This is a genomic window from Thioalkalivibrio sp. ALJ3 (genome assembly GCF_000377205.1).
In the GTDB taxonomy this organism is placed as follows: Bacteria; Pseudomonadota; Gammaproteobacteria; order Ectothiorhodospirales; family Ectothiorhodospiraceae; genus Thioalkalivibrio.
The window spans coordinates 413,451-434,839 of record NZ_KB897907.1 but is presented as its reverse complement, the minus strand read 5'-3'; the positions used below and the strand labels follow the sequence as shown (position 1 = coordinate 434,839).

Sequence of the window (21,389 nt, the reverse complement as noted above, 5' to 3'; positions counted from 1 at the left end):
ATGCGACTCAACGACATTTCCAGCCCCGCCGGTGCCCGCAAGCCGGGCAAGCGCGTGGGTCGTGGTATCGGCTCCGGCCTGGGCAAGACCGGCGGGCGCGGCCACAAGGGGCAGAAGTCCCGCTCGGGCGGCTTCACCAAGACCGGCTTCGAAGGCGGCCAGATGCCGCTGCAGCGTCGTCTGCCCAAGGTGGGCTTTCGTTCGCGCAAGCAGCGCTACGCAGCCGAGGTTCGCCTCAGCGAGCTGGCCAAGGTAGAAGGTGAGGTTACGCTGGACAGTCTGAAAAAGGCCGGTGTGATTCCCGAGATCGCCCAGAGCGCGAAGATCTTCGCGTCCGGTGAAGTCACCCAAGCCTGCGTCGTCAAGGGCGTGGGCGTGACCAAGGGGGCCAAGGCAGCCATTGAGGCGGCCGGCGGGAGCGTCGAGGCCGAATAATGGCGCGCGGAGCGACAGCACGATCCGGTGGCGGACTCACCGGCTTTACCGAGTTGCGTCAACGCCTGCTGTTCGTGCTGGGCGCTCTGGTCGTCTACCGCATCGGGACGTTTATCCCGGTGCCGGGGATCAATCCGGTCGCCGTTTCGCAGTTCTTCGAGCAGCAAAGTGGCACGATCCTGGACATGTTCAACATGTTCTCCGGGGGTGCGCTGGAGCGACTGTCGATCTTCGCCCTCGGGGTGATGCCGTATATCTCCGCGGCGATCATCATGCAGCTGCTTGCGGCCACCGTGCCGGCGCTGCAGCAGCTGAAAAAGGAAGGCGAGCAGGGCCGCCGGAAGATTACGCAGTACACGCGCTACGGGACTGTGGCGTTGGCGCTGTTTCAGAGTATCGGAATTGGGATCGCGCTGAACGGGCAGACCATTCAGGGCATGCCGATGGCGCTGAATCCGGGGCCGATCTTTATCTTTACGGTGGTCGTGTCGCTGGTGACCGGGACGCTGTTCCTGATGTGGCTGGGCGAACAGATTACCGAGCGCGGCATCGGTAACGGCATCTCGATCATCATCTTTGCCGGGATCGTCGCGGGCCTGCCCGGTGCGATCGGCGGCACTCTGGAGCTGGCGCGTACCGGTGAGCTGGCGGCCGCGTTCGTGGTGATTCTGATCGTGCTGGCGCTCGCGGTAACCGCCTTCGTGGTGTTCGTCGAGCGGGGACAGAGGCGGGTCACGATCAATTACGCGAAGCGCCAGGTCGGGCGAAAGGTCGTAGGCGGCCAGTCTTCCCACCTGCCGCTGAAGTTGAATATGGCGGGGGTGATCCCGCCGATCTTCGCATCGAGTATCATCCTGTTCCCCTCGACTCTGGGGCAATGGTTTGGACAGGCGGAGGGCATGGACTGGCTGCGCGAGCTGTCGACGACGCTTGCGCCCGGGCAGCCGTTGTACGTGGGCTTCTACGCGGCGGCGATCATTTTCTTCTGTTTCTTCTATACCGCGCTGGTGTTCAACTCGCGCGATACGGCGGAAAACCTGAAGAAGCAGGGCGCCTTTATCCCGGGGATCCGGCCGGGCGTCCAGACGGAACGGTTTATCGACGGGGTCATGACCCGGTTGACCGCGGTGGGTGCGGTGTACATTACCGCCGTGTGTCTGCTGCCGGAATTCCTGATCCTGTACTGGAACGTGCCCTTCTACTTTGGTGGGACGTCGTTGTTGATCATCGTGATCGTGGTGATGGACTTCATGGCCCAGTTGCAATCGCATCTGGTGTCGCACCAGTACGAAGGACTGATGAAAAAGGCGAATCTGAAGGGTTTCGGCGGGACCGGGATCCGCTAGACCAGGAGAAAGACCATGAAGGTACGGGCATCCGTAAAGCCGATCTGCCGCAACTGCAAGGTGATCCGGCGTAATGGCGTGGTCCGCGTGATTTGCTCGGACAAGCGCCACAAGCAACGCCAGGGCTAAGGCTTGGCGTCACTGGTATTCATTGCTACTATAGCCGGCTTTGCCGGATTCTGATGGAGATGTTGGATGGCTCGCGTCGCTGGAATCAATATTCCTGACCAGAAGCACACCGTGGTTGCGCTGACCGCGGTCTATGGCATTGGCCCGACTCGGGCCCGCCAGATCTGCGAGGCCGCCGGTGTGCGTCCGGAAATCAAGGTGCGGGATCTGACCGATGCCGAAGTCGACGCTCTGCGTGCGCAGATCGATCGGATTCCGGTGGAAGGGGATCTGCGCCGCGAGATCAGCATGAACATCAAGCGGTTGATGGATCTGGGCTGCTATCGCGGGGTGCGTCATCGCCGTGGCCTGCCGTTGCGCGGCCAGCAGACGCAGACGAACGCCCGGACCCGCAAGGGCCCGCGTCGCCCGATTCGTAAGTAATCAGACTGGGATCACAGGTACATGGCACAAGCGCAGACCCGGACCAAGAAAAAGGTCCGCAAGAATATCGCTGAGGGCGTGGCTCACGTATACGCCACGTTCAACAACACGATCATCACCATCACCGATCGTCAGGGCAACACGATCAGCTGGGCCACTTCGGGTGGCTCCGGCTTCCGTGGCTCGCGCAAGTCGACCCCGTTCGCGGCCCAGGTGGCCGCGGAACGGGCCGGTTCGGCGGCCGCCGAGCACGGCGTGAAGAACCTCGACGTGATGGTGCGCGGTCCGGGCCCGGGTCGCGAGTCGGCGGTCCGTGCGCTGAACAACGTGGGGTTCAAGATCACCAACATCAGTGATGTCACCCCGATCCCTCACAACGGCTGCCGGCCGCCCAAGAAACGCCGCGTTTAAGGCTGGAGTTCAAGAATGGCTCGTTACATTGGACCGAAGTGCAAACTGAGTCGCCGCGAAGGCGTGGACCTGGGGCTGAAGAGCCGGGCACGCGCGCTGGAGACCAAGTGCAAGCTGGACAAGGCCCCGGGGCAGCACGGCGAACGCCGTACCCGCCTGTCCGACTACGCCGTGCAGCTGCGCGAAAAGCAGAAGCTGCGCCGCATCTACGGGGTACTGGAAAAGCAGTTCCGTAACTATTACAAGAAGGCCGCTCAGCGCAAGGGCTCCACGGGTGAGAACCTGCTGAAGCTGCTGGAAGGCCGTCTGGACAATGTCGTGTATCGCATGGGCTTCGGCAGTACCCGCTCCGAGGCACGTCAGCTGGTGTCGCACCGCGCGGTGCTGGTCAATGGTCAGGTGGTCAACATCGCCGCCTACCAGGTGCAGCCGTCCGACGTGGTCAGCATTCGCGAGAAGGCACGCAAGCAGGTGCGTATCCAGGATTCCATGACCCTGGCCGAGCAGAGCGGTTTTCCGTCTTGGGTGGAAGTGGACACGAGCAAGTTCGAGGGCACCTTCAAGGCGATCCCGGACCGCTCCGACCTGCCCGCCGACATCAACGAGTCGCTCGTCGTCGAGCTGTACTCGAAGTAACCGTATAGCGGCCTTCCGCCAGGAGACACCATGCAGTCCAACGAACTGGTCAAGAAACAACAGATCGAGGTCGAGGCCGAGAACCGGAACCAGGCCAAGGTAGCGCTGGAGCCGCTCGAGCGGGGTTTCGGTCATACGCTGGGCAACGCCCTGCGCCGCGTGCTGCTGTCGTCGATCCCGGGTGCGGCGATCGTCGAGGCCCGTATCGAGGGCGTGCTGCACGAATACACCGCGATCGAAGGTGTGCAGGAAGACGTGGTCGATATCCTGCTGAACCTCAAGGGTGTAGCGCTGCGCATGCACAGCCGCGAAGAATCGACGCTAAGTCTGAAGAAAAAGGGTCCGTGCGTGGTCACCGCCGGTGACATCACCGTGGATCACGATGTCGAAGTCGTGAACCCCGAGCACGTGATTGCGACGATCACCAAGAATGTCGAACTCGACATGACCCTGACCGCCCGCGCCGGGCGCGGTTACGAACCGGTGAGCACTCGCCGTCAGGCCGAAGGGGACGAGACCGGTATTGGTCGGCTGCTGCTGGATGCCAGCTTCAGCCCGATCCGCCGCGTGGCCTACCGAGTCGAGAGCGCGCGTCTGGCGCAGCGCACCGACATGGATCGCCTGGTGCTCGAGCTGGAGACCAATGGTGCGATCGCGCCGGATGACGCGGTGCGTCAGGCGGCGACGATCCTGCAGGGTCAGTTGGCCCCGTTCGTCGATCTCCAGGAAGAGACGGGCGAGGTGCCGGGCACGACCGCGGGCGCGATCGATCCGATCCTGCTGCGTCCGGTGGACGAGCTGGAACTGACCGTGCGGTCGGCGAACTGCCTGAAGGCCGAAAACCTGTACTACATCGGTGATCTGGTGCAGCGCACCGAGGTTGAGCTGCTGCGTGCGCCCAACCTGGGCAAGAAGTCGCTGACCGAGATCAAGGACACGCTGGCCACTCACGGTCTGTCGCTCGGGATGCGTCTCGAGAACTGGCCGCCGCCGGGTCTGCGCGACGACAACGAGTAATCACGGCGCTTCGCGCCAACCGTATTTCAGAGGAAATCTCTCATGCGTCATCGTCATTCCGGCCGTCAGCTGGGCCGTAACAGCTCGCACCGCAAGGCCACTTTTCAGGCCCTGTCTGTGGCCCTGTTCCGGCACGAACTGATCAAGACCACGCTGCCGAAGGCCAAGGAACTGCGCCGCGTGGCCGAGCCGCTGATCACCCTCGCGAAGGAAGATAGCGTGCACGGTCGCCGGACCGCGTTCGCCCGTCTGCGTGACAAGGAGATCGTGGGCAAACTGTTCAACGAGCTGGGTCCGCGCTACGACGGTCGTCCGGGTGGCTATCTGCGCATCCTGAAGTGTGGCTACCGGGCGGGTGACAATGCCCCGATGGCCTATGTCGAACTGGTCGATCGTCCGGAGCCGAGTGAAGATCAGGGGAACGGCGAAGCCGCCTGATCGAACACTGCTCGTGGATTATAGAGAGCCGGCCGCTTGGCCGGCTTTTTTGCGTCTGGGGAAGCCAGACTCCGCCGCGGTGGTCCGTCAGGCGGACGCGACTTGATTCTGGCGTGTCTGGAGCAAGGGCGCGAGGAAGCGCCCCGTGTGGCTGCGCGGGGTGCCAGCCACTGTCTCGGGCGTGCCGGCGACGAGCAGCTCGCCGCCGCCACTGCCACCCTCCGGGCCGATGTCGATCAGCCAGTCGGCGGTCTTGATCACGTCGAGGTTGTGCTCGATCACGACGATCGTGTTGCCGTGGTCGCGCAGGCGGTGGAGCACTCGCAGCAACTGGGCTATGTCCTCGAAGTGCAGGCCGGTGGTCGGCTCATCCAGGATATACAGGGTGCGACCGGTATCGCGTTTGGACAGCTCGCGCGCCAGCTTGATGCGCTGGGCCTCGCCGCCGGACAGGGTGGTCGCGTTCTGGCCGAGCTGGATGTAGGAGAGCCCGACCTCCATCAGCATCTCGAGCTTGCGATGGATCACGGGGACCGGCTGGAAGAACTCCAGGGCCTCCTCGACGGTCATTTCCAGCACCTCGTGGATGCTCTTGCCCTTGTAGCGGACCTCCAGGGTCTCGCGGTTGTAGCGCCTGCCTTTGCAGGCGTCGCAGGGGACGAAGACATCCGGCAGGAAGTGCATCTCCACCTTGATCACGCCATCGCCCTGGCAGGCCTCGCAGCGGCCGCCGCGGACGTTGAACGAAAAGCGGCCTGGCTTGTAGCCGCGCGAGCGGGCCTCGGCCGTGGCGGCGAACAGCTCGCGGATCGGGGTGAACAGACCGGTGTAGGTCGCGGGGTTCGAGCGCGGGGTGCGGCCGATCGGACTCTGGTCGATGTCGACGACCTTGTCGATCAGCTCGAGCCCGTCGATGCGCTCGTGCGGCGCGATCGTGTGGCGACCGCCATGCAGAGCCACGGCGACGGCGGGGTAAAGCGTGTTGTTGACCAGCGTCGACTTGCCGGAGCCGGAGACTCCGGTGACGCAGGTCAGCAGGCCCGTGGGAAATGCGAAGTCGCCACCCTTCAGGTTGTTGCCGCGCGCCCCGATCACGCGGATCTCGCGTTCGGGGTCCGGCTCGATGCGCTGTTCCGGCACCGCAATCGCCCGTGTCCCGTTGAGATAGGCGCCGGTCAGGGAATCCGGGTTCCGGGCCACCTCGTCCGGCGTGCCGGCCGCCACGATCTGGCCGCCGTGGCGGCCGGCGCCCGGGCCGATGTCGATGACATGATCCGCCGCGCGAATCGCGTCCTCGTCGTGCTCCACTACCATGACGGTGTTGCCGAGGTCGCGCAGGTGACACAAGGTGTTCAGGAGCCGCTCGTTGTCGCGCTGATGCAGGCCGATCGACGGTTCGTCGAGGATGTACATCACCCCCACCAGGGCCGACCCGATCTGGGAGGCTAGCCGAATCCGCTGCGCCTCGCCGCCAGAGAGCGTGTCAGCGGAGCGATCCAGCGTCAGGTAGTCCAGCCCCACGTCGTTCAGGAATCCTAGGCGCGCGCCGATCTCGCGCACGATCTTCTCCGCGATCTGGGCGAAGCGGCCCGGCAGACGCAGCTCGGCGAAGAAGGCCCGCGCGTCGGCCACGCTCATGTGGGTGACCTCGGGCAGGGTGAGGTCGCTGACGAACACATGACGCGCCGCGGAGTTCAGGCGCGTGCCGTGGCACTCGGGGCAGGCCTGTTCGGCCAGATAACGCCCCAGCTCCTCGCGAACGGCGGCGGAGTCGGTCTCGCGGTAGCGTCGTTCCAGGTTTGGGATCACCCCTTCGAACACGCGCTCGTCGGTGCGCAGGCGGCCATTGGCGGCTGGGGTCGACAGCTTGACCTTCTCCTTGCCGGAGCCGTGCAGTACGACGGCCCGGACCTCGGCCGGCAGCTCCTGCCAGGGCGCCTCGACGTCAAAGCCGTAATGTCGGGCGAGGCTGTTCAGCAGGCTGAAATACCAGGCGTTGCGCCGGTCCCAGCCACGCACCGCGCCGCCGGCCAGGCTCAATTCGGGTTGTGAGACGACCCGCTCCGGGTCGAAGTACTGGCGCACGCCGAGCCCATCACAGGTGGGGCAGGCGCCAGCCGGGTTGTTGAAAGAGAACAGCCGGGGCTCCAGCTCGCGCAGCGCATAGCCACAGACGGGGCAGGCATAGCGCGCGGAAAAAATCATTGGCTCGCGTTCGGGCTCGTCCATCCAGGTGACCAGTGCCAGCCCGTCGGCCAGTTCGGTCGCTGTCTCGAAGGACTCGGCCAGGCGTTGGCGCAGGTCCTCGCGGACTTTGAAACGGTCGATCACGATCTCGATGCTGTGATTGCGCTTGGGATCGAGCGCGGGTACGGCGTCGAGCTCGTGGATCTCGCCGTTGATGCGGGCGCGCAGGTAGCCCTGGGCGCGCATGGACTCCAGCAGCTTGTGGTGCTCGCCCTTGCGTCCGCGCACGATCGGGGCCAGCAGCATCACCTTCTCGCCCTCGGGCAGGTCCAGCACCTGATCCACCATCTGCGAGATGGTCTGGGCAGCCAGGGTCTCGCCGTGTTCGGGGCAGCGCGGCTCGCCTGCGCGGGCGAACAGCAGGCGCAGGTAGTCGTAGATCTCGGTGATGGTGCCGACCGTGGAGCGCGGGTTGTGCGAGGTGCTCTTCTGCTCGATGGAGATCGCTGGCGAGAGCCCCTCGATCTGGTCCACGTCCGGCTTTTCCATCATCGACAGGAACTGCCGGGCATAGGTGGAGAGGCTCTCCACGTAGCGGCGCTGCCCCTCGGCGAACAGCGTGTCGAAGGCCAGCGACGACTTGCCGGAGCCGGACACGCCCGTGATCACGATCAGCCGGTCGCGCGGCAGGTCGAGATCGATGTTCTTCAGGTTATGGGTGCGGGCCCCGCGGATGCTGATGCTGTCCATGGATCGGTATCGACTCCACCTGGTTATGCGAGCGGCGCCCGACAGACTGCCCTGGGGCGCAAACCGTTCATGGTAACACCGTGGCGAACGCCGCCATGGTTTCCGTGGCGTTGTTGCCGGTAAACTCGGCACGCATGACAGCCCGTCCTTCCCTGCGGATTTCACCGGCATGACGCCCCGCGAGCTGCGCGCAACCTCCGGGCTCGCGGCCATCTATGGTGTGCGCATGGCCGGTCTATTCATGGTCCTGCCGGTGTTCATGCTGCATCTGGACACGCTGGCGGGTGCCACGCCGTTCCTGATGGGGCTGGCACTGGGGATCTACGGGCTGACCCAGGCGCTGCTGCAGATCCCGTTCGGGCTGTTGTCCGACCGGCTGGGCCGCAAGCCGCTGATCCTCGGCGGGCTCGCGCTGTTCGTGCTCGGAAGCCTGGTCGCGGCCCTGGCGGAGACCGTGCACGGAGTGATCCTGGGCCGGGCGCTGCAGGGCGCCGGGGCGGTGGCCGCGGTGATCCTGGCGCTGACCGCGGATCTAGTGGGCGAGGAGCGGCGCATGCGTGCACTTGCGGTGATCGGACTGACCATCGGGCTGACCTTTACCGCCTCGATGGCGCTGGGGCCGGTGGTGGATCGCGCGGCCGGGTTGAGCGGGGTCTTCGGCCTGTCCGCGCTGCTCGGGGTGCTGGCGATCGTGATCCTGCTGTTATGGGTGCCGAACCCGGAGCGCTCGCGGCAGCACCCGGACATGGTCCCCATCTGGTCCGCGTTGCCGCAGGTGCTGCGTGAACCGGAATTGCAGCGGCTGAACCTCGGCATCTTCGTGCTGCATCTGGTGCTGGCGGCCAATTTCCTCGTGATCCCGTTACTGCTGGTCGAATATCTGGGACTGGCCGGCGCCGAGCACTGGCGTTTTTACGTCCCCGTGCTGCTGGCGGGCTTCGCCCTGATGCTGCCGGGGATCATTCTGGGCGAGCGCCGCCGACGGGTGCATACGGTGATGCGCGGGGCGATCGCCCTGCTCGTGCTGGTCCAGCTGCTGCTGGCGTTGGTCCTCTTCAATGGCATGGGCATGTGGCTGTTTGTGGCCCTGATGGTGGCGTTTTTCGCCGCCTTCAACCTGCTGGAGGCCGGGCTGCCGTCACTGGTCGCGCGGGTGGCCCCGGTCGCGCACAAGGGCACGGCCATGGGCGGATTCGCGACCGCGCAGTTTCTGGGGATCTTCGCCGGCGGGCTGGTCGGGGGTGGCGTGCTGACCCTGGCGGGGCCCGCCGGCGTCTTTCTCGTGGCCGCGCCGCTGCTGCTGATCTGGTTCGCGGTCGCCTGGCGCATGCAGCCGCGCTACCGTTCCAACCGTGTGCTGGGGGTTCCTGCCCACTGGGCCGGTCGCGAGGCCGAACTGCGCTACGCGCTGGTGGGCTGGCCCGGCATTGTGGAGGTGGCGCTGTCACCCGATGCACGCTCGCTGTACCTCAAGGTCGACCCGGGCGGGCCGGATACGGAGGCCCTGGTGTCCTGGCTGGCCCAGCCACCCGATGTGGTCGCCCGCAGCGGGTGAGCGGCACCATCGGTGTTTGAGGCAATACCGCAAACGGGCGCTGCCGGCTCGCGGGCGCCCTGCTACAATTAAGGAAACACTGACCAATGTACGCGCTCGCGCTCGAGTCGCTTTTGCGTGCGAACAAGGCGCGGTGACCGCCGTGCAGTCATTCTGCACAAGGGAACCGCAACGCCGTTCCCGCGCAAAAGCGGCCGAGCCCCTTGGGGTTGGTACCCCAGGTTCCCCGATCCTGCGTTACGCCGCTTGCGGGTAGAACCACTACCCGCTGCACGACGCGCCTTGTCTCGGAAAACCTGGGGTACCAACGCGAGTGTGTACATTGATCAGTGTTTCCTTAACGGTTCGTTTCCCGCGCCCTGCAAAGGCGTCAGATACTAAGGAGTTCCCATGGCCCGTGGCGTCAACAAAGTGATCCTGCTCGGCAACCTCGGGGCCGACCCGGAAAAGCGCGAGACCCCCAACGGGGTTACCGTGACCAATCTGCGTGTGGCCACCTCGGAGCAGTGGACCGACAAGAACTCCGGCGAGAAACGCGAGAACACCGAATGGCACCGCGTGGTGATGTTCGGGCGCCTGGCCGATATCGCCGCGCAGTACCTGTCCAAGGGCTCGCAGGTCTATATCGAAGGCAAGATCCAGACTCGCAAGTGGCAGGATCAGCAGGGCAACGACCGCTACTCCACCGAGATCGTGGCTAACGAGATGCAACTGCTGGGCGGCCGCGGAGGGGGCGGTGGCTTCGACCAGGATTCCGGCTACGGTGGTGGCAGCAGCTACGGCGGGGCCCAGGGCGGCCGCGCCAATGCGCCCGCCTCCAGCGGGGCATTCGATGACGACGACGTCCCGTTTTAATCTGATATTCGTAACTCGACACGCAGCCAGCCGCGAAGCAACGTCCGATGATCCGCAAGGTATACATCCAGACACATGGGTGTCAGATGAACGAGTACGACTCCGACCGCATGCTCGACGCCCTGCGCGAGTTGCATGGGGCGGAGCGTACCGATGACCCCGAGCAGGCCGATGTCCTGCTCATGAATACCTGCTCCATCCGCGAAAAGGCGCAGGAGAAGGTCTTCTCGCTGTTGGGGCGCTGGCGCCAGATCAAGGAGCGCCGGCCGGAGGTGATCATCGGGGTCGGCGGCTGTGTCGCCAGCCAGGAGGGCGACGCCCTGCGCGAGCGGGCCCCGTACGTGGACCTGGTGTTCGGGCCGCAGACCCTGCACCGCCTGCCGGCGATGATCCAGTCGGTGCGCCGCGAGCGGGCGCCGTTGGTGGATATCTCCTTTCCCGAGATCGAAAAGTTCGACCGCCTGCCCGAGCCGAAGGCCGATGGCCCGACCGCGTTCGTGTCGGTGATGGAGGGCTGTTCCAAGTACTGCAGCTTCTGCGTGGTGCCCTATACCCGGGGTGACGAGATCAGCCGGCCGTTCGACGACGTGATCGCCGAGGTGGTGGCCCTGGCCGGGCAGGGGGTCAAGGAGATCAACCTGCTGGGGCAGAACGTGAATGCCTACCGCGGGCCGATGGAGGACGGTGATACCGCCGACCTCGCGCTGCTGATTCACTACGTCGCCGCGGTGGACGGTATCGAGCGAATCCGCTTCACCACTTCGCATCCGGTGGAGTTCTCCGATTCGCTGATCCAGGCCTATGCCGACGAACCCAAGCTGGTCAGCCACTTGCACCTGCCGGTACAGAGCGGTTCCGACCGCATCCTGGCGCAGATGAAACGTGGTCACACGATCCTGGAATACAAGTCCAAGATCCGCCGCCTGCGCGAGGCGCGCCCGGACCTGGACCTGTCCTCCGATTTCATCGTCGGCTTCCCCGGCGAGACGGACGCCGACCACGCGTCGACCATGAAACTGATCGAGGAGCTGCACTTCGACTTCTCCTTCAGCTTCATCTACAGCGCGCGCCCGGGTACGCCGGCGGCCTCGCTGCCGGACGACGTGCCGCTGGCCACCAAGAAGGCCCGCCTGGCCGAGCTGCAGGCCCTGATCGAACAGCACGGGCGCGAACGCAATCAGGCCATGGTCGGCAACATCGAGCTGGTCCTGGTCGAGGGCCCGGCCAAGCGCAATCCCGGCGAACTGGCCGGACGCACGGCGAACAATCGCATCGTGAACTTCGCGGGCGACCCCAGCCTGATCGGACTGATGATCCCGGTCGAGATCACCGAGGCCCTGGCGCATTCCCTGCGCGGCCGCGCGGCGGAGCGGGCGATGCCCGCCGCCGTCGGCGCCTGATTGATGAGTAACCGTCTGGATTTCACCCTGGAGCCGGGGGACCAGGAGACGCTGACGCGTCTTTCCGGGCCGCTGGATGCCCATCTGCGACTGATCGAGTCGCGCCTGGGCGTGGCCGTGCACAACCGCGGGCCGCGCTTCAACCTGACCGGACCGAAGAATGCGGTACGCGCCGCCGGCGCGCTGATTCACGACCTCCACCGCATGGCGCAGGAGGAACCGGTCAGCCTGGAGCAGGTGCACACCGCACTGCAGACCGCACACATGGAAGGGCTGGCGGAGGCCGAGCCAGCCGCAGCCGATCCGGCCCTGCGCCTGAAGCGCGCGGTAATCCGGGGCCGTGGTCCGCGCCAGAGTGGCTACCTGGCCTCGATCCAGCAGCACGACCTGAGCTTCGGGATCGGTCCCGCCGGGACCGGCAAGACCTTTCTCGCGGTCGCCGCCGCCGTCGCGGCGCTGGAGCAGGATCGCGTGCAACGCCTGGTTCTGGTGCGCCCGGCGGTGGAGGCGGGCGAGCGCCTGGGCTTCCTGCCCGGCGACTTGGCGCAGAAGATCGACCCCTACCTGCGCCCGATGTACGACGCGCTGTATGAACTGATGGGCTTCGACCAGACCGCGCGCCTGATGGAGCGCCAGGTGATCGAGGTGGCCCCGCTGGCCTACATGCGTGGGCGCACTCTGAACGAGGCCTTCATCATCCTCGACGAGGCACAGAACACCACCGTCGAGCAGATGAAGATGTTCCTCACCCGCATCGGCTTTGGTTCCACGGCGGTCGTCAACGGCGATATCACCCAGGTGGATCTGCCGCGCGGCCAGCGCTCGGGCCTGAAACACGCGATGCAGATCCTGCAGGGTGTGGACGGTGTGAGCATCACGCGGTTCCAGGCCGGTGACGTGGTGCGCCACCCGCTGGTGCAGCGCATCGTCGAGGCCTATGACGCACACGAGGATGACACGGCACAGGAGGGCGGACCCCGAGGCGATGGCGACGCTTGAGGTCGTGGTCCAGTATGCCCTGCCGCGCCGGGGGCTCCCGTCCGCCGTTACCCTGCACCGGGCCGCGCGCGCCGCATGGCGCGGGGCCGGCCGGGCCGGCGTAACCCTGCGCGTGGTGGATGCCGACGAGGGCCTGGAGCTGAACCGGGGCTTTCGCGGGCGTGACTACGCCACCAACGTACTGTCCTTCCCCGCACCCGATCTGCCCGTGCTGGCGGAGGGCGAGCCGCGCTATCTCGGCGACATCGTGCTCTGTGCACCGGTGCTGGCGCGCGAGGCGGCCGAGCAGGGAAAGTCCCTGCGGGCCCATTACAACCACATGGTGGTGCATGGCCTGCTGCATCTGCAGGGCATGGATCACCAGGAACCCTGCGAGGCCGAGGCGATGGAGGCCGTTGAGCGCTCGATCCTGGCCGGGTTAGGCTATCCCGACCCCTATCAGACCGGCTCTCCGGCCCGTGACCTGAACGCGCCCGCCACCGGAACCGTCCCCAATGCCTGAACCCGTACCCGACGAGCAACCTACCTGGCGGCGCTGGCTGGAGCGCGCGAAGACGCGCCTGTGGCCGCGCCGCGATCCTGTTACCCGCCGCGAACTGATCGAGACGCTACGCGACGCGCACGGGCGCGAGCTGGTCGACCCCGAGGCCCTGACCATGCTCGAGGGCGTCCTCAACGTGGCCGACATGCAGGTCCGCGACATCATGATCCCGCGCGCGCAGATGGAGGTCGTCCGCCGCGACGCGCGCCTGTCCGAGTTCCTGCCCGATGTGGTCGCCTCTGCCCACTCGCGCCTGCCGGTGGTCGGGGACCATCGCGACGAGGTCGTTGGCGTATTGCTGGCCAAGGACCTGTTGCGCTTTTTCGGTGATCCGGAGGATGCCGCCTTCGACATGCAGGAGATCCTGCGCCCCGCGGTATTCGTGCCGGAGAGCAAGCGCCTGAACGTGCTGCTGAAGGAATTCCGTCTGAGCCGCAACCATATGGCCATTGTCGTAGACGAATACGGTGGCGTAGCCGGGCTGGTGACCATCGAGGACGTGCTGGAGCAGATCGTCGGCGAGATCGAGGACGAGCACGATGTCGAGGACTACCTGACCCAGATCATGCAGCACCCCGGCGGGCGCTACACCATCAAGGCGTTGACGCCGATGGAGGAGTTCAACGCCTACTTCCAGACCGCCTATAGCGAGGACGACTTCGACACCATCGGCGGACTGGTACTGTCGCACTTTGGTCATGTGCCGCGCCGCGGCGAGCAGATCGTGATCGACGGCATGCGTTTTCGTGTGCTGCGTGCGGACAATCGCCGCCTGCATCTGCTGGAGATGCGTCTGCCGGAACCCGACCTGTCCCCGGCCACGGATGAACCCGGCCAGACCTTCGAAGGCCAGCCGGCCGACGGCGGCGAGCGCAAGGGAACCTGATGCAGCCACTGGCCGAGCGTCTGCCCGCCTGGGCCATCGTCGTGCTGGCTCTGGTCGCGGGCGCGGGGGCGACCCTCGCCTTTGCCCCGGTGGGCTGGTTTCTGGCCGCACCTCTGGCCCTGGCCGTCTGGTTCGGCCTGCTGATTGGCGCGCCGACGCGGCAGGCCGCGTTGACCGGCTATGCCTTCGGGCTCGGATTTTTCGGGACTGGTGTTACCTGGATCTTCAACAGCCTGCTGGTGTTCGGGCAGGCGCCCCTGGTGGTGGCCTCGTTCATCACCGTACTCTTCGTGCTGATCATGGCCCTTTATCCGGCCCTGCTCGCGGGGCTGGCTGCTCGTTTTCTGCCGTTGACGCGCCCGGCCGGGCTGCTGGCCCTGGCCGGGGGCGTTGTGCTGATGGAGCTCGCCCGGTCCTGGCTGTTCTCGGGCTTCCCGTGGCTGTTGTTCGGGCATACGGTGCTGGATACCCCGCTGCAGGGCTGGCTGCCACTGGCCGGGGAGCTGGGTGCCGGCCTGATGGTGGCGCTGCTCGCGGTGGCGGTGGTCAGCGTGTTCCTTGCGGGGCAGCGCTGGGTGGGGGCCGGGTTGGCCGTAGCGGTGGTGATCGCGTCGCTGGCACTGGGGCTCGTGCGCTGGGTGGAGCCCACCGGCGAGGAGATCCCGGTGGCGATGGTGCAGGGCAACGTCGACCAGGCCCGCAAGTGGGCCCCGGACGGCATCGAGTATTCGCTGGGTATCTACCGGGAGCTGACCCGCGAGGCCGTCGGGGACACCCTGATCGTCTGGCCGGAGACCGCGATCCCGGCGTTCTACACCGAGGTGCATGATCCCCTGGAAGGCATTGCGAGCGAGCTGGCCGAGGCCGGTGGCGAGCTGGTGGTCGGCATCTTCGACTACGAGGCCGAGGGGCGGGATGTCTTCAACTCGGTGGTGCACGTCGGCAGTGGCGCGGGCTACAATAAGCGCCAGCTGGTGCCTTTTGGCGAGTACATCCCGCTGCGCGACCGCCTGGCCTGGCTGGACCGGCTGCTGCAGATCCCGATGTCGGACCTCTCCCCGGGTACGGGCGATGGCCGCATGGAGATGGCCGGGACGACTGCCGGGGTCAGTATCTGCTACGAGTCCGCCTATGCCCGTCACATCCGCGCGGCACTGCCGGAGGCCGGATTCCTGGTCAACGTCTCCAACGACGCCTGGTTCGGCGACAGCCTGGCCCCGGCCCAGCACCTGCAGATCGCCCGGGTGCGGGCGGTGGAGACCGGGCGCCCGATGGTGCGCTCGACCAACACCGGCATCTCGGCGCTGATCGACGCCGATGGTCGCATCCTGGAACGCTCGGGTCTGTTTACCCGCGAGGTGGTCCGCGGAACGCTGGAGCCGCGCACCGGGCTGACCCCCGCCGCCGCGCTGGGCGAGGGCCCGGCTGTGCTGGCCGCGCTGGTCCTGTTGGTGCTGGGTGCGGCGGTGGGTCGCCGCCACACCCGGTCACAGTCGGTCTGACGACCCGTCCGTCTCCCTAGGCCTCTGTGGCCTCGGGGCCGCCCGGGCCACGGCGGAAGGTCGTGTTGTGGCAGTTGGAGCAGGGCGGGATGCGCGCGACCTTGGTCATGTGCAGTGCGTGGCCGCATTTCTTGCACAGCAATTCACCCGGGCCGGTGATCTCGCCTGTGTGCCATTCGCCCATGACCTGAGCGCGAGCGGTCAACTCGGTGATCTCGATCCGGGTCCTGTCGGCAATACGTTCCAGTGCATTGAGGATGCTGGCCTCGATTAACCCCAGGTCGATCCGCAGCCAGCCGCGCCAGTCCTCGCTGCGGCTGTCCAGATAGGCCCCCAGATCCTGCAGGTCGCGGCGCAGATAGTCCATGACCTCGTGGGCCTCCTCGCGCGTGAGGTCGCTGGCTTTCTGCACGCGGTCGCGTGCGTTCTCCAGTGTCTCGGTGATGGCCTTGCTGGTCTTGTCTTCCAGCTTGTCGAGATCCTCTGTGACCTCGTGCAGCATCCGATGATAGGCGCTGCTCAGTCGGTTCTCCCGTTCCTCGTCCCTGCGTTCTTCGCTCATCGATTCCTCCGTCGATTACAAGGGGAGGGACAGGCGTCCCTCCCCGTAGATTAGAGCCTTTTTACGGAGTTTCGACCAGATCCCGATAGCCATGCCACATCGCGAAGCCGAGCCACGGGAAGATCACGATCAGGGCCAGCAGCGCGGTGGCCACCGATACCGTAAACAGCGCGGTAATGATCAGGCCCCACAGGATCAGTGTGCCGCGGTTGTGGTTGAAGGCCTTCAGGCTCATGCCGATCGCGTCGATCAGCGTGGTCTGCGGGGCCTCCTCGCGGGCGCGGTGATCGATCATGGCCGGCAGCGTGACAAGACTCAGCGCGAACACGATGAGTCCGAAAACCACTGCGGCCACGATCACCCCGATCAGCGAGATGATCCCGGAGCCGGTGGTCAGCATCGTGCCTACCAGGTGGTGCAATTGCCCGGTCACACCGAGTTCGCCGATATTCAGCACGGCGATCCACATCCAGACAAAGCTCGCCCAGATGGTGAAGATCAGGGCCAGGAGCAGGGCGAACACCCATACTGACCCCCCCAGATGGGTGAGCCAGCCCAGGCCCGCGCCTGTGGAGTGCCCCTGCTCACGCTCCATTGCCAGATAGTTCACGCCAACCGCGAGCACCGGCCCCAGGAACAGCAAACCGGCCAGGAAGGAAAAGGCCATCCACGGCTGGTTCCACGACAGACCCATGACCACCAGGCCGACAAAGGCAATCACCAACCCGTGGATCAGCGCAACTGGCGTCTTCCAGAGGTCTCGCCAGCCCTTGCCCAGCCATGTCCCGAGGTGGTCAGGCTCGATGGTGCGGATCGAGGGGCCCTCGGTCTCGGGGGTGTGTTCGTCTGCGACTTCGCCCAGGTCTTCGGGGTAGGCGCGCTTTACAACGGGGATTTCGTCCTTTTCCTCACTCATGTCCTCGGCTCCTTCGGACTTTTCGTGGACTCACTTATTCCGTCCATGGAAATGCGGAGTGGTTCCTGTGGATTTTGGAAGGCGATTCCGAAAACCGGGGTGGTGGGGCGGGCGTCGCGCGCGCCCTCCTTGCTTGGAGGGGGTCGGGGTGGCTGGTATTCTGCGCAGTTCTTTGTTTCCCGCGATAAAGGCACAGGTGAGGCGCATGCAGGAGCAGTATTCCCCGGAGGTGATCGAGGCGCAGGTACAGCGCCAGTGGGAGGAGGCCGACTGCTTCCGCGCGCGCGAGGACGCCCCCGGCGAGCCGTTCTACTGCCTGTCCATGTTCCCTTACCCCTCGGGCAAGCTGCACATGGGGCATGTGCGCAACTACACGATCGGCGACGTGATCGCCCGCTTCCAGCGCATGCAGGGCCGGAGCGTGCTGCAGCCGATGGGCTGGGATGCCTTCGGCCTGCCCGCCGAGAACGCGGCGATGCAGAACCACGTCCCGCCGGCCGCGTGGACGCGCCAGAACATCGAGCAGATGCGCACCCAGCTCAAGCGTCTGGGATTCGCCTACGACTGGTCACGCGAGTTCGCGACCTGCGATGCCGACTACTACCGCTGGGAACAGTGGCTGTTCGTGCGCCTGCTGAAGAAGGGCCTGGTCTACCGTAAAAAGGCGACCGTGAACTGGGACCCGGTGGACCAGACCGTGCTCGCCAACGAGCAGGTGATCGAGGGCCGCGGCTGGCGCTCCGGCGCGCTGGTCGAGCGCCGCGAGATGCCGCAGTGGTTCCTGCGCATCACTGACTACGCCGACGAGCTGCTGGAGGCCCTGGACGGGCTGGACGGCTGGCCGGACCAGGTGCGCACCATGCAGCGCAACTGGATTGGCCGTTCCGAGGGCGTGGAGCTCGAATTCGCGGTGGACGGCGGCGAGCCGCTGACCGTCTACACTACGCGCCCGGATACCCTGTTCGGCGTCTCCTACATGGCGCTGGCCCCGGAGCACCCGCGGGTGCAGGCGCTGGCGGAGCATGACGCCGAACTGGCCGCGTTCGTCGCCGACTGCGCGCAGGGCGGAGTGGCCGAGGCCGATCTGGCGACCATGGAGAAGAAGGGCCGGTCGCTGGGCTTTACCGCCCGTCATCCGCTGACCGGAGCGGAGGTCCCGGTGTGGGTCGCCAACTTCGTGCTGATGGAATACGGCACCGGCGCGGTGATGGCGGTGCCGGCACACGACGAACGCGACCACGAGTTCGCGACGCAATACGGTCTGCCGATCCGGCAGGTGATCGCCCCGGCCGACGGCGCCGAGTGCGATGTGCAGGCCGCGGCCTTCACCGATCCCGGCGTGCTGGTGAACTCCGGCGACTTCGACGGGCAGGCATCCGAGGCGGCCAAGGCCGCGATCGCCGAGCACCTGGAACGGGCCGGGCTTGGCCGGCGCCGTCGCAACTACCGCCTGCGCGACTGGGGCATCTCGCGCCAGCGCTACTGGGGCTGCCCGATCCCGGTGATCCACTGCGAGGCCTGCGGGGCAGTGCCGGTGCCGGAAGCCGATCTGCCGGTGCGCCTGCCGGAGGACGTGATCCCGGACGGCGCTGGCTCGCCCCTGGCGCGCATGCCGGAGTTCTTCGAGGCGACCTGCCCGGAATGCGGCAAGTCGGCGCGGCGCGAGACCGACACCTTCGACACCTTCTTCGAATCCAGCTGGTACTTCGCCCGCTATGCCTGCGCGGACAATGACAGTGCGATGCTGGACCCGCGCGCCGATCACTGGTTGCCGGTGGACCAGTACGTCGGCGGTATCGAGCATGCGGTGCTGCATCTGCTGTATGCGCGCTTCTTCCACAAGCTGCTGCGTGACGAGGGCCTGGTGGCCTCCGACGAGCCGTTCACCCGGCTGCTGACCCAGGGCATGGTGATCGCGCCGACCTTCTACCGCGAACGCGCTGACGGCGGGAAGGACTGGATCAACCCGGCCGATGTCGAGCTGGAACGCGCGGAGGACGGCTCGGTGAAGGCCGCGCGCCATCGCGAGGACGGCCAGCCGGTCGTCGTGGGCGGTATGGAGAAGATGTCCAAGTCGAAGAACAACGGCGTGGACCCGCAGGCCCTGATCGAGCGCTTCGGCGCCGACACCGCGCGGCTCTTCACCATGTTCGCCGCGCCGCCGGACCTGTCGCTGGAGTGGTCCGACTCCGGCGTCGAGGGCGCGCAGCGCTTCATCAAGCGCCTGTGGCGGGCGGTGCACGAGCACGTGAACGGCGATGCCCCGGGGACGCTTAACGTGGACGCGCTGGACGACGCCGGGCGCGAACTGCGGCGCAAGCTGCACGACACCATCGCCAAGGTCACCGACGACATCGGCCGGCGCCAGACCTTCAACACGGCCGTGGCCGCGAACATGGAGCTGCTGAACGACCTCGGCAAATTCCCGAAGGATGCGCCCCTGGCTGCAGTCGTGCGCCAGGAGGCCCTGGAGGGCATCGTGCGCATGCTGGCCCCGATCATCCCGCACGTGACCGAGACCCTGTGGCGCGCGCTAGGCCATGACGGGCTGGTCGCGACCACCGCTTGGCCGACGGTCGACGAGGCCGCGCGCCAGGCCGCGCAGGAGACCCTGGGGGTGCAGGTGAATGGCAAGCGCCGCGCCGAGATCGCGGTCCCCGCCGGTGCCGACCGCGACGCGATCGAGGCCACCGCGCGGGGTGACGAGAACGTGCAGCGGCACATCGAGGGGCAGAATGTGGTGAAGGTGATCGTGGTGCCCGGCCGCTTGGTGAACTTCGTGGTGAAGCCGCAATGAGCGCGGTGCTGCGCGCGGTGCTGGTCGTATGGCTGGCGGTTGCCGTGGCCGCCTGCGGCTTCCAGCTGCGCGGCAGCATGGACTGGCCGGAGGCCCTGGCCCCGGTGCAGATCACCGGTGTAAATCCGCGGGACTCCCTGTACCGCGAGCTGGCGGTGGCCTTCGGCTCGGCCGGGGTCGAGGTTGTCGATCAGCGCCCCGAGGGGCAGGGGGCCACCCTGGACGTGCGCTCCGTGCGCGATCGCCGGCGCACGCTGTCGGTGACCGACGCGGCACGGGTCGCGGAGTACGAGCTGATCCGGTCGGTGGAGGTGCGCCTGCGCCCGGTGGGCGGTGAGGCTGTGGATCTGGGCACGTTGCACGCAAGCCGGATCTACCTGTTCGACGGCTCGGCGGTGCTCAGCCGTTCTGAGCGTGAGGAGACCCTGCGCGAGGCGATGAACCGCGACATCGTCAGCCAGTTGCAACGCCGCATCGAGGCGGTGATCGGCCCCGACGGCCAGTTGCGCAAGGACGTAGAGTTCGAAGACGACGAGCCGATAACCGGAGAGGCCACCGACTGATGGCCCAGGATCTCGCCCGCCTGGAACAGGATCTGGCGCGCGGCGTGGCGCCGATCTACCTGCTGCTGGCCGAGGAGCCATTGCAGGCGATCGAGGCGGCCGATGCGATCCGCGCGGCGGCCCGCGATCAGGGCTATCTGGAACGGACCGTGCTGGACATGACCGCGCAGTCCGACTGGGGGCCGTTCGAGTCCGCGATCCGTGACCGATCCCTGTTCGCCGAGCGCAGCGTGCTGGACCTGCGCCTGGCCACCGGGAAGCCGGGCAAGGTAGGTGGTGATCACCTGAAGGCCTATGCGGTCGATCCCCAGGACGACCTCGTACTGCTGTTGCAGCTCCCGCGGCCGGATCGGGACATGCGCCGGGCGGCCTGGTTCAAGGCGCTGGAGAACCGTGCGGTGGTGCTCCACGCGCGCCCGATCCCGCCATCCCAGCTGGGTCCGTGGGTCCGCGCCCGTCTCCAGCGCCATGGCCTGACGATCACGGAGCCGGCGCTGGCGCTGCTGGTCTCGCGTATCGAGGGCAATCTGCTGGCCGCGCGCCAGGAGATCGAGAAGCTGGCGCTGGCGGGCGTGACCGAGATCGACGAGGCCGTGCTGGCGGAGGCCACCACCGACGCCGCGCGCTTCGAGCTGTTTGCACTGGCCCCGACGGCACTGTGCGGCGATGCCCGCCATGCCCTGCGCATGCTGGAGGGGCTGCTGGACGAGGGGCAGCCGGAGCCCCTGATCCTCTGGGCGCTGGCGCGCGAATGCCGCCTGCTGGTGCAGGCGATGGAGCGCAAGGCGGCCGGGGCGCCGGATCGCGAGGCCTTCCAGGGCAGCTTCGGGGACGGTCAGAAGGCCCTGCGCCAGGCGATGTCGCGGCTGAGCCTGCCGGCGGCGCGCGGGTTGCTGGGCGAGGCCGCGCGTGCGGATCGGGTCATCAAGGGTCAGGAAAACGGCAACGCACGACAGGGGTTGCTAGACTTGGTAGCCCGAATGGCGGGACGCCGGTTGTCCCGGCCATTGCCCGCATTGAACACCGAACGAGTCTGACTGC

At 66.5% G+C, this 21,389-nt stretch carries 21 protein-coding genes; 18 read left to right on the top strand and 3 right to left on the bottom strand.

The genetic code is table 11. From position 1 onward, the window contains the following. The 8 genes from rplO (at position 1) to rplQ (ending at position 4,835) form a co-directional block, all read left to right on the top strand. Entirely contained in the window at positions 1-435 is a 435-nt protein-coding gene (rplO, locus tag C935_RS0108655; RefSeq protein ID WP_018862114.1) for a 50S ribosomal protein L15, read from the top strand. Further along, complete coding sequence (secY, locus tag C935_RS0108650; protein ID WP_012983512.1) at positions 435-1,781, top strand: preprotein translocase subunit SecY; 1,347 nt, start codon at positions 435-437, stop codon at positions 1,779-1,781. Before rplO ends, secY begins: the two co-directional genes overlap by 1 nt. A gap of 15 nt (positions 1,782-1,796) precedes the next feature. Next, a complete protein-coding gene (gene rpmJ / locus C935_RS0108645) occupies positions 1,797-1,910 on the top strand; it encodes a 50S ribosomal protein L36 (RefSeq protein WP_012983511.1) in 114 nt (37 codons plus the stop codon). Positions 1,911-1,976: 66 nt separating this feature from the next. Beyond that, entirely contained in the window at positions 1,977-2,333 is a 357-nt protein-coding gene (rpsM, locus tag C935_RS0108640; RefSeq protein ID WP_018862113.1) for a 30S ribosomal protein S13, read from the top strand. A gap of 21 nt (positions 2,334-2,354) precedes the next feature. Beyond that, positions 2,355-2,744 (top strand): 30S ribosomal protein S11, encoded by a 390-nt coding sequence (gene rpsK, locus C935_RS0108635; protein WP_018862112.1) that lies wholly within the window; start codon positions 2,355-2,357, stop codon positions 2,742-2,744. Between the two features lie 15 nt (positions 2,745-2,759). Further along, complete coding sequence (rpsD, locus tag C935_RS0108630; protein ID WP_012983508.1) at positions 2,760-3,380, top strand: 30S ribosomal protein S4; 621 nt, start codon at positions 2,760-2,762, stop codon at positions 3,378-3,380. Between the two features lie 30 nt (positions 3,381-3,410). After that, on the top strand, positions 3,411-4,397 hold the full coding sequence (gene rpoA / locus C935_RS0108625; RefSeq protein WP_018862111.1) for a DNA-directed RNA polymerase subunit alpha: 987 nt from the start codon (positions 3,411-3,413) through the stop codon (positions 4,395-4,397). Positions 4,398-4,439: 42 nt separating this feature from the next. Then, the gene (gene rplQ, locus C935_RS0108620) at positions 4,440-4,835 is read left to right on the top strand and encodes a 50S ribosomal protein L17 (RefSeq protein ID WP_018862110.1); all 396 of its coding nucleotides are present in this window, start codon (positions 4,440-4,442) and stop codon (positions 4,833-4,835) included. An 87-nt stretch (positions 4,836-4,922) separates the two neighbouring features. Here rplQ and uvrA read toward each other — a convergent pair whose 3' ends face one another. Then, positions 4,923-7,772 (bottom strand): excinuclease ABC subunit UvrA, encoded by a 2,850-nt coding sequence (gene uvrA / locus C935_RS0108615; RefSeq protein WP_018862109.1) that lies wholly within the window; start codon positions 7,770-7,772, stop codon positions 4,923-4,925. A gap of 169 nt (positions 7,773-7,941) precedes the next feature. Here uvrA and C935_RS0108610 point away from each other — a divergent pair, with 169 nt between their 5' ends. The 7 genes from C935_RS0108610 (at position 7,942) to lnt (ending at position 15,510) form a co-directional block, all read left to right on the top strand. Beyond that, positions 7,942-9,327, top strand: coding sequence for an MFS transporter (locus tag C935_RS0108610; RefSeq protein ID WP_018862108.1), 1,386 nt, complete (start codon positions 7,942-7,944; stop codon positions 9,325-9,327). A 390-nt stretch (positions 9,328-9,717) separates the two neighbouring features. After that, positions 9,718-10,182, top strand: coding sequence for a single-stranded DNA-binding protein (gene ssb, locus C935_RS0108605; RefSeq protein ID WP_018862107.1), 465 nt, complete (start codon positions 9,718-9,720; stop codon positions 10,180-10,182). Between the two features lie 47 nt (positions 10,183-10,229). Beyond that, positions 10,230-11,582: a tRNA (N6-isopentenyl adenosine(37)-C2)-methylthiotransferase MiaB gene (gene miaB / locus C935_RS0108600; protein WP_018862106.1), complete on the top strand. Its 1,353-nt coding sequence runs from the start codon at positions 10,230-10,232 to the stop codon at positions 11,580-11,582. A 3-nt stretch (positions 11,583-11,585) separates the two neighbouring features. Further along, on the top strand, positions 11,586-12,581 hold the full coding sequence (locus tag C935_RS0108595; protein ID WP_018862105.1) for a PhoH family protein: 996 nt from the start codon (positions 11,586-11,588) through the stop codon (positions 12,579-12,581). Beyond that, positions 12,568-13,083 (top strand): rRNA maturation RNase YbeY, encoded by a 516-nt coding sequence (gene ybeY, locus C935_RS0108590; RefSeq protein ID WP_018862104.1) that lies wholly within the window; start codon positions 12,568-12,570, stop codon positions 13,081-13,083. Before C935_RS0108595 ends, ybeY begins: the two co-directional genes overlap by 14 nt. Then, the gene (locus C935_RS0108585; protein ID WP_018862103.1) at positions 13,076-14,008 is read left to right on the top strand and encodes an HlyC/CorC family transporter; all 933 of its coding nucleotides are present in this window, start codon (positions 13,076-13,078) and stop codon (positions 14,006-14,008) included. Before ybeY ends, C935_RS0108585 begins: the two co-directional genes overlap by 8 nt. Continuing rightward, positions 14,008-15,510: an apolipoprotein N-acyltransferase gene (gene lnt, locus C935_RS0108580; RefSeq protein ID WP_018862102.1), complete on the top strand. Its 1,503-nt coding sequence runs from the start codon at positions 14,008-14,010 to the stop codon at positions 15,508-15,510. Before C935_RS0108585 ends, lnt begins: the two co-directional genes overlap by 1 nt. Positions 15,511-15,526: 16 nt before the next feature. Here the strand turns inward: lnt and C935_RS0108575 are convergent, their stop codons facing one another. Beyond that, positions 15,527-16,072 (bottom strand): zinc ribbon-containing protein, encoded by a 546-nt coding sequence (locus tag C935_RS0108575; protein WP_018862101.1) that lies wholly within the window; start codon positions 16,070-16,072, stop codon positions 15,527-15,529. A 61-nt stretch (positions 16,073-16,133) separates the two neighbouring features. Further along, positions 16,134-16,988: a DUF2189 domain-containing protein gene (locus C935_RS0108570; RefSeq protein WP_018862100.1), complete on the bottom strand. Its 855-nt coding sequence runs from the start codon at positions 16,986-16,988 to the stop codon at positions 16,134-16,136. A gap of 205 nt (positions 16,989-17,193) precedes the next feature. On the opposite strand from C935_RS0108570, the gene leuS reads away from it, so the two are divergent. Genes leuS through holA form a run of 3 tightly spaced genes read left to right on the top strand, consistent with a single transcriptional unit; the run spans position 17,194 to position 21,385 of the window. Further along, the gene (gene leuS / locus C935_RS0108565; protein ID WP_018862099.1) at positions 17,194-19,785 is read left to right on the top strand and encodes a leucine--tRNA ligase; all 2,592 of its coding nucleotides are present in this window, start codon (positions 17,194-17,196) and stop codon (positions 19,783-19,785) included. Further along, positions 19,782-20,348: an LPS assembly lipoprotein LptE gene (gene lptE / locus C935_RS0108560; RefSeq protein ID WP_018862098.1), complete on the top strand. Its 567-nt coding sequence runs from the start codon at positions 19,782-19,784 to the stop codon at positions 20,346-20,348. The genes leuS and lptE overlap by 4 nt, the downstream gene beginning before the upstream one ends. Then, complete coding sequence (holA, locus tag C935_RS0108555; RefSeq protein ID WP_018862097.1) at positions 20,348-21,385, top strand: DNA polymerase III subunit delta; 1,038 nt, start codon at positions 20,348-20,350, stop codon at positions 21,383-21,385. Before lptE ends, holA begins: the two co-directional genes overlap by 1 nt. Positions 21,386-21,389: the final 4 nt, after the last annotated feature.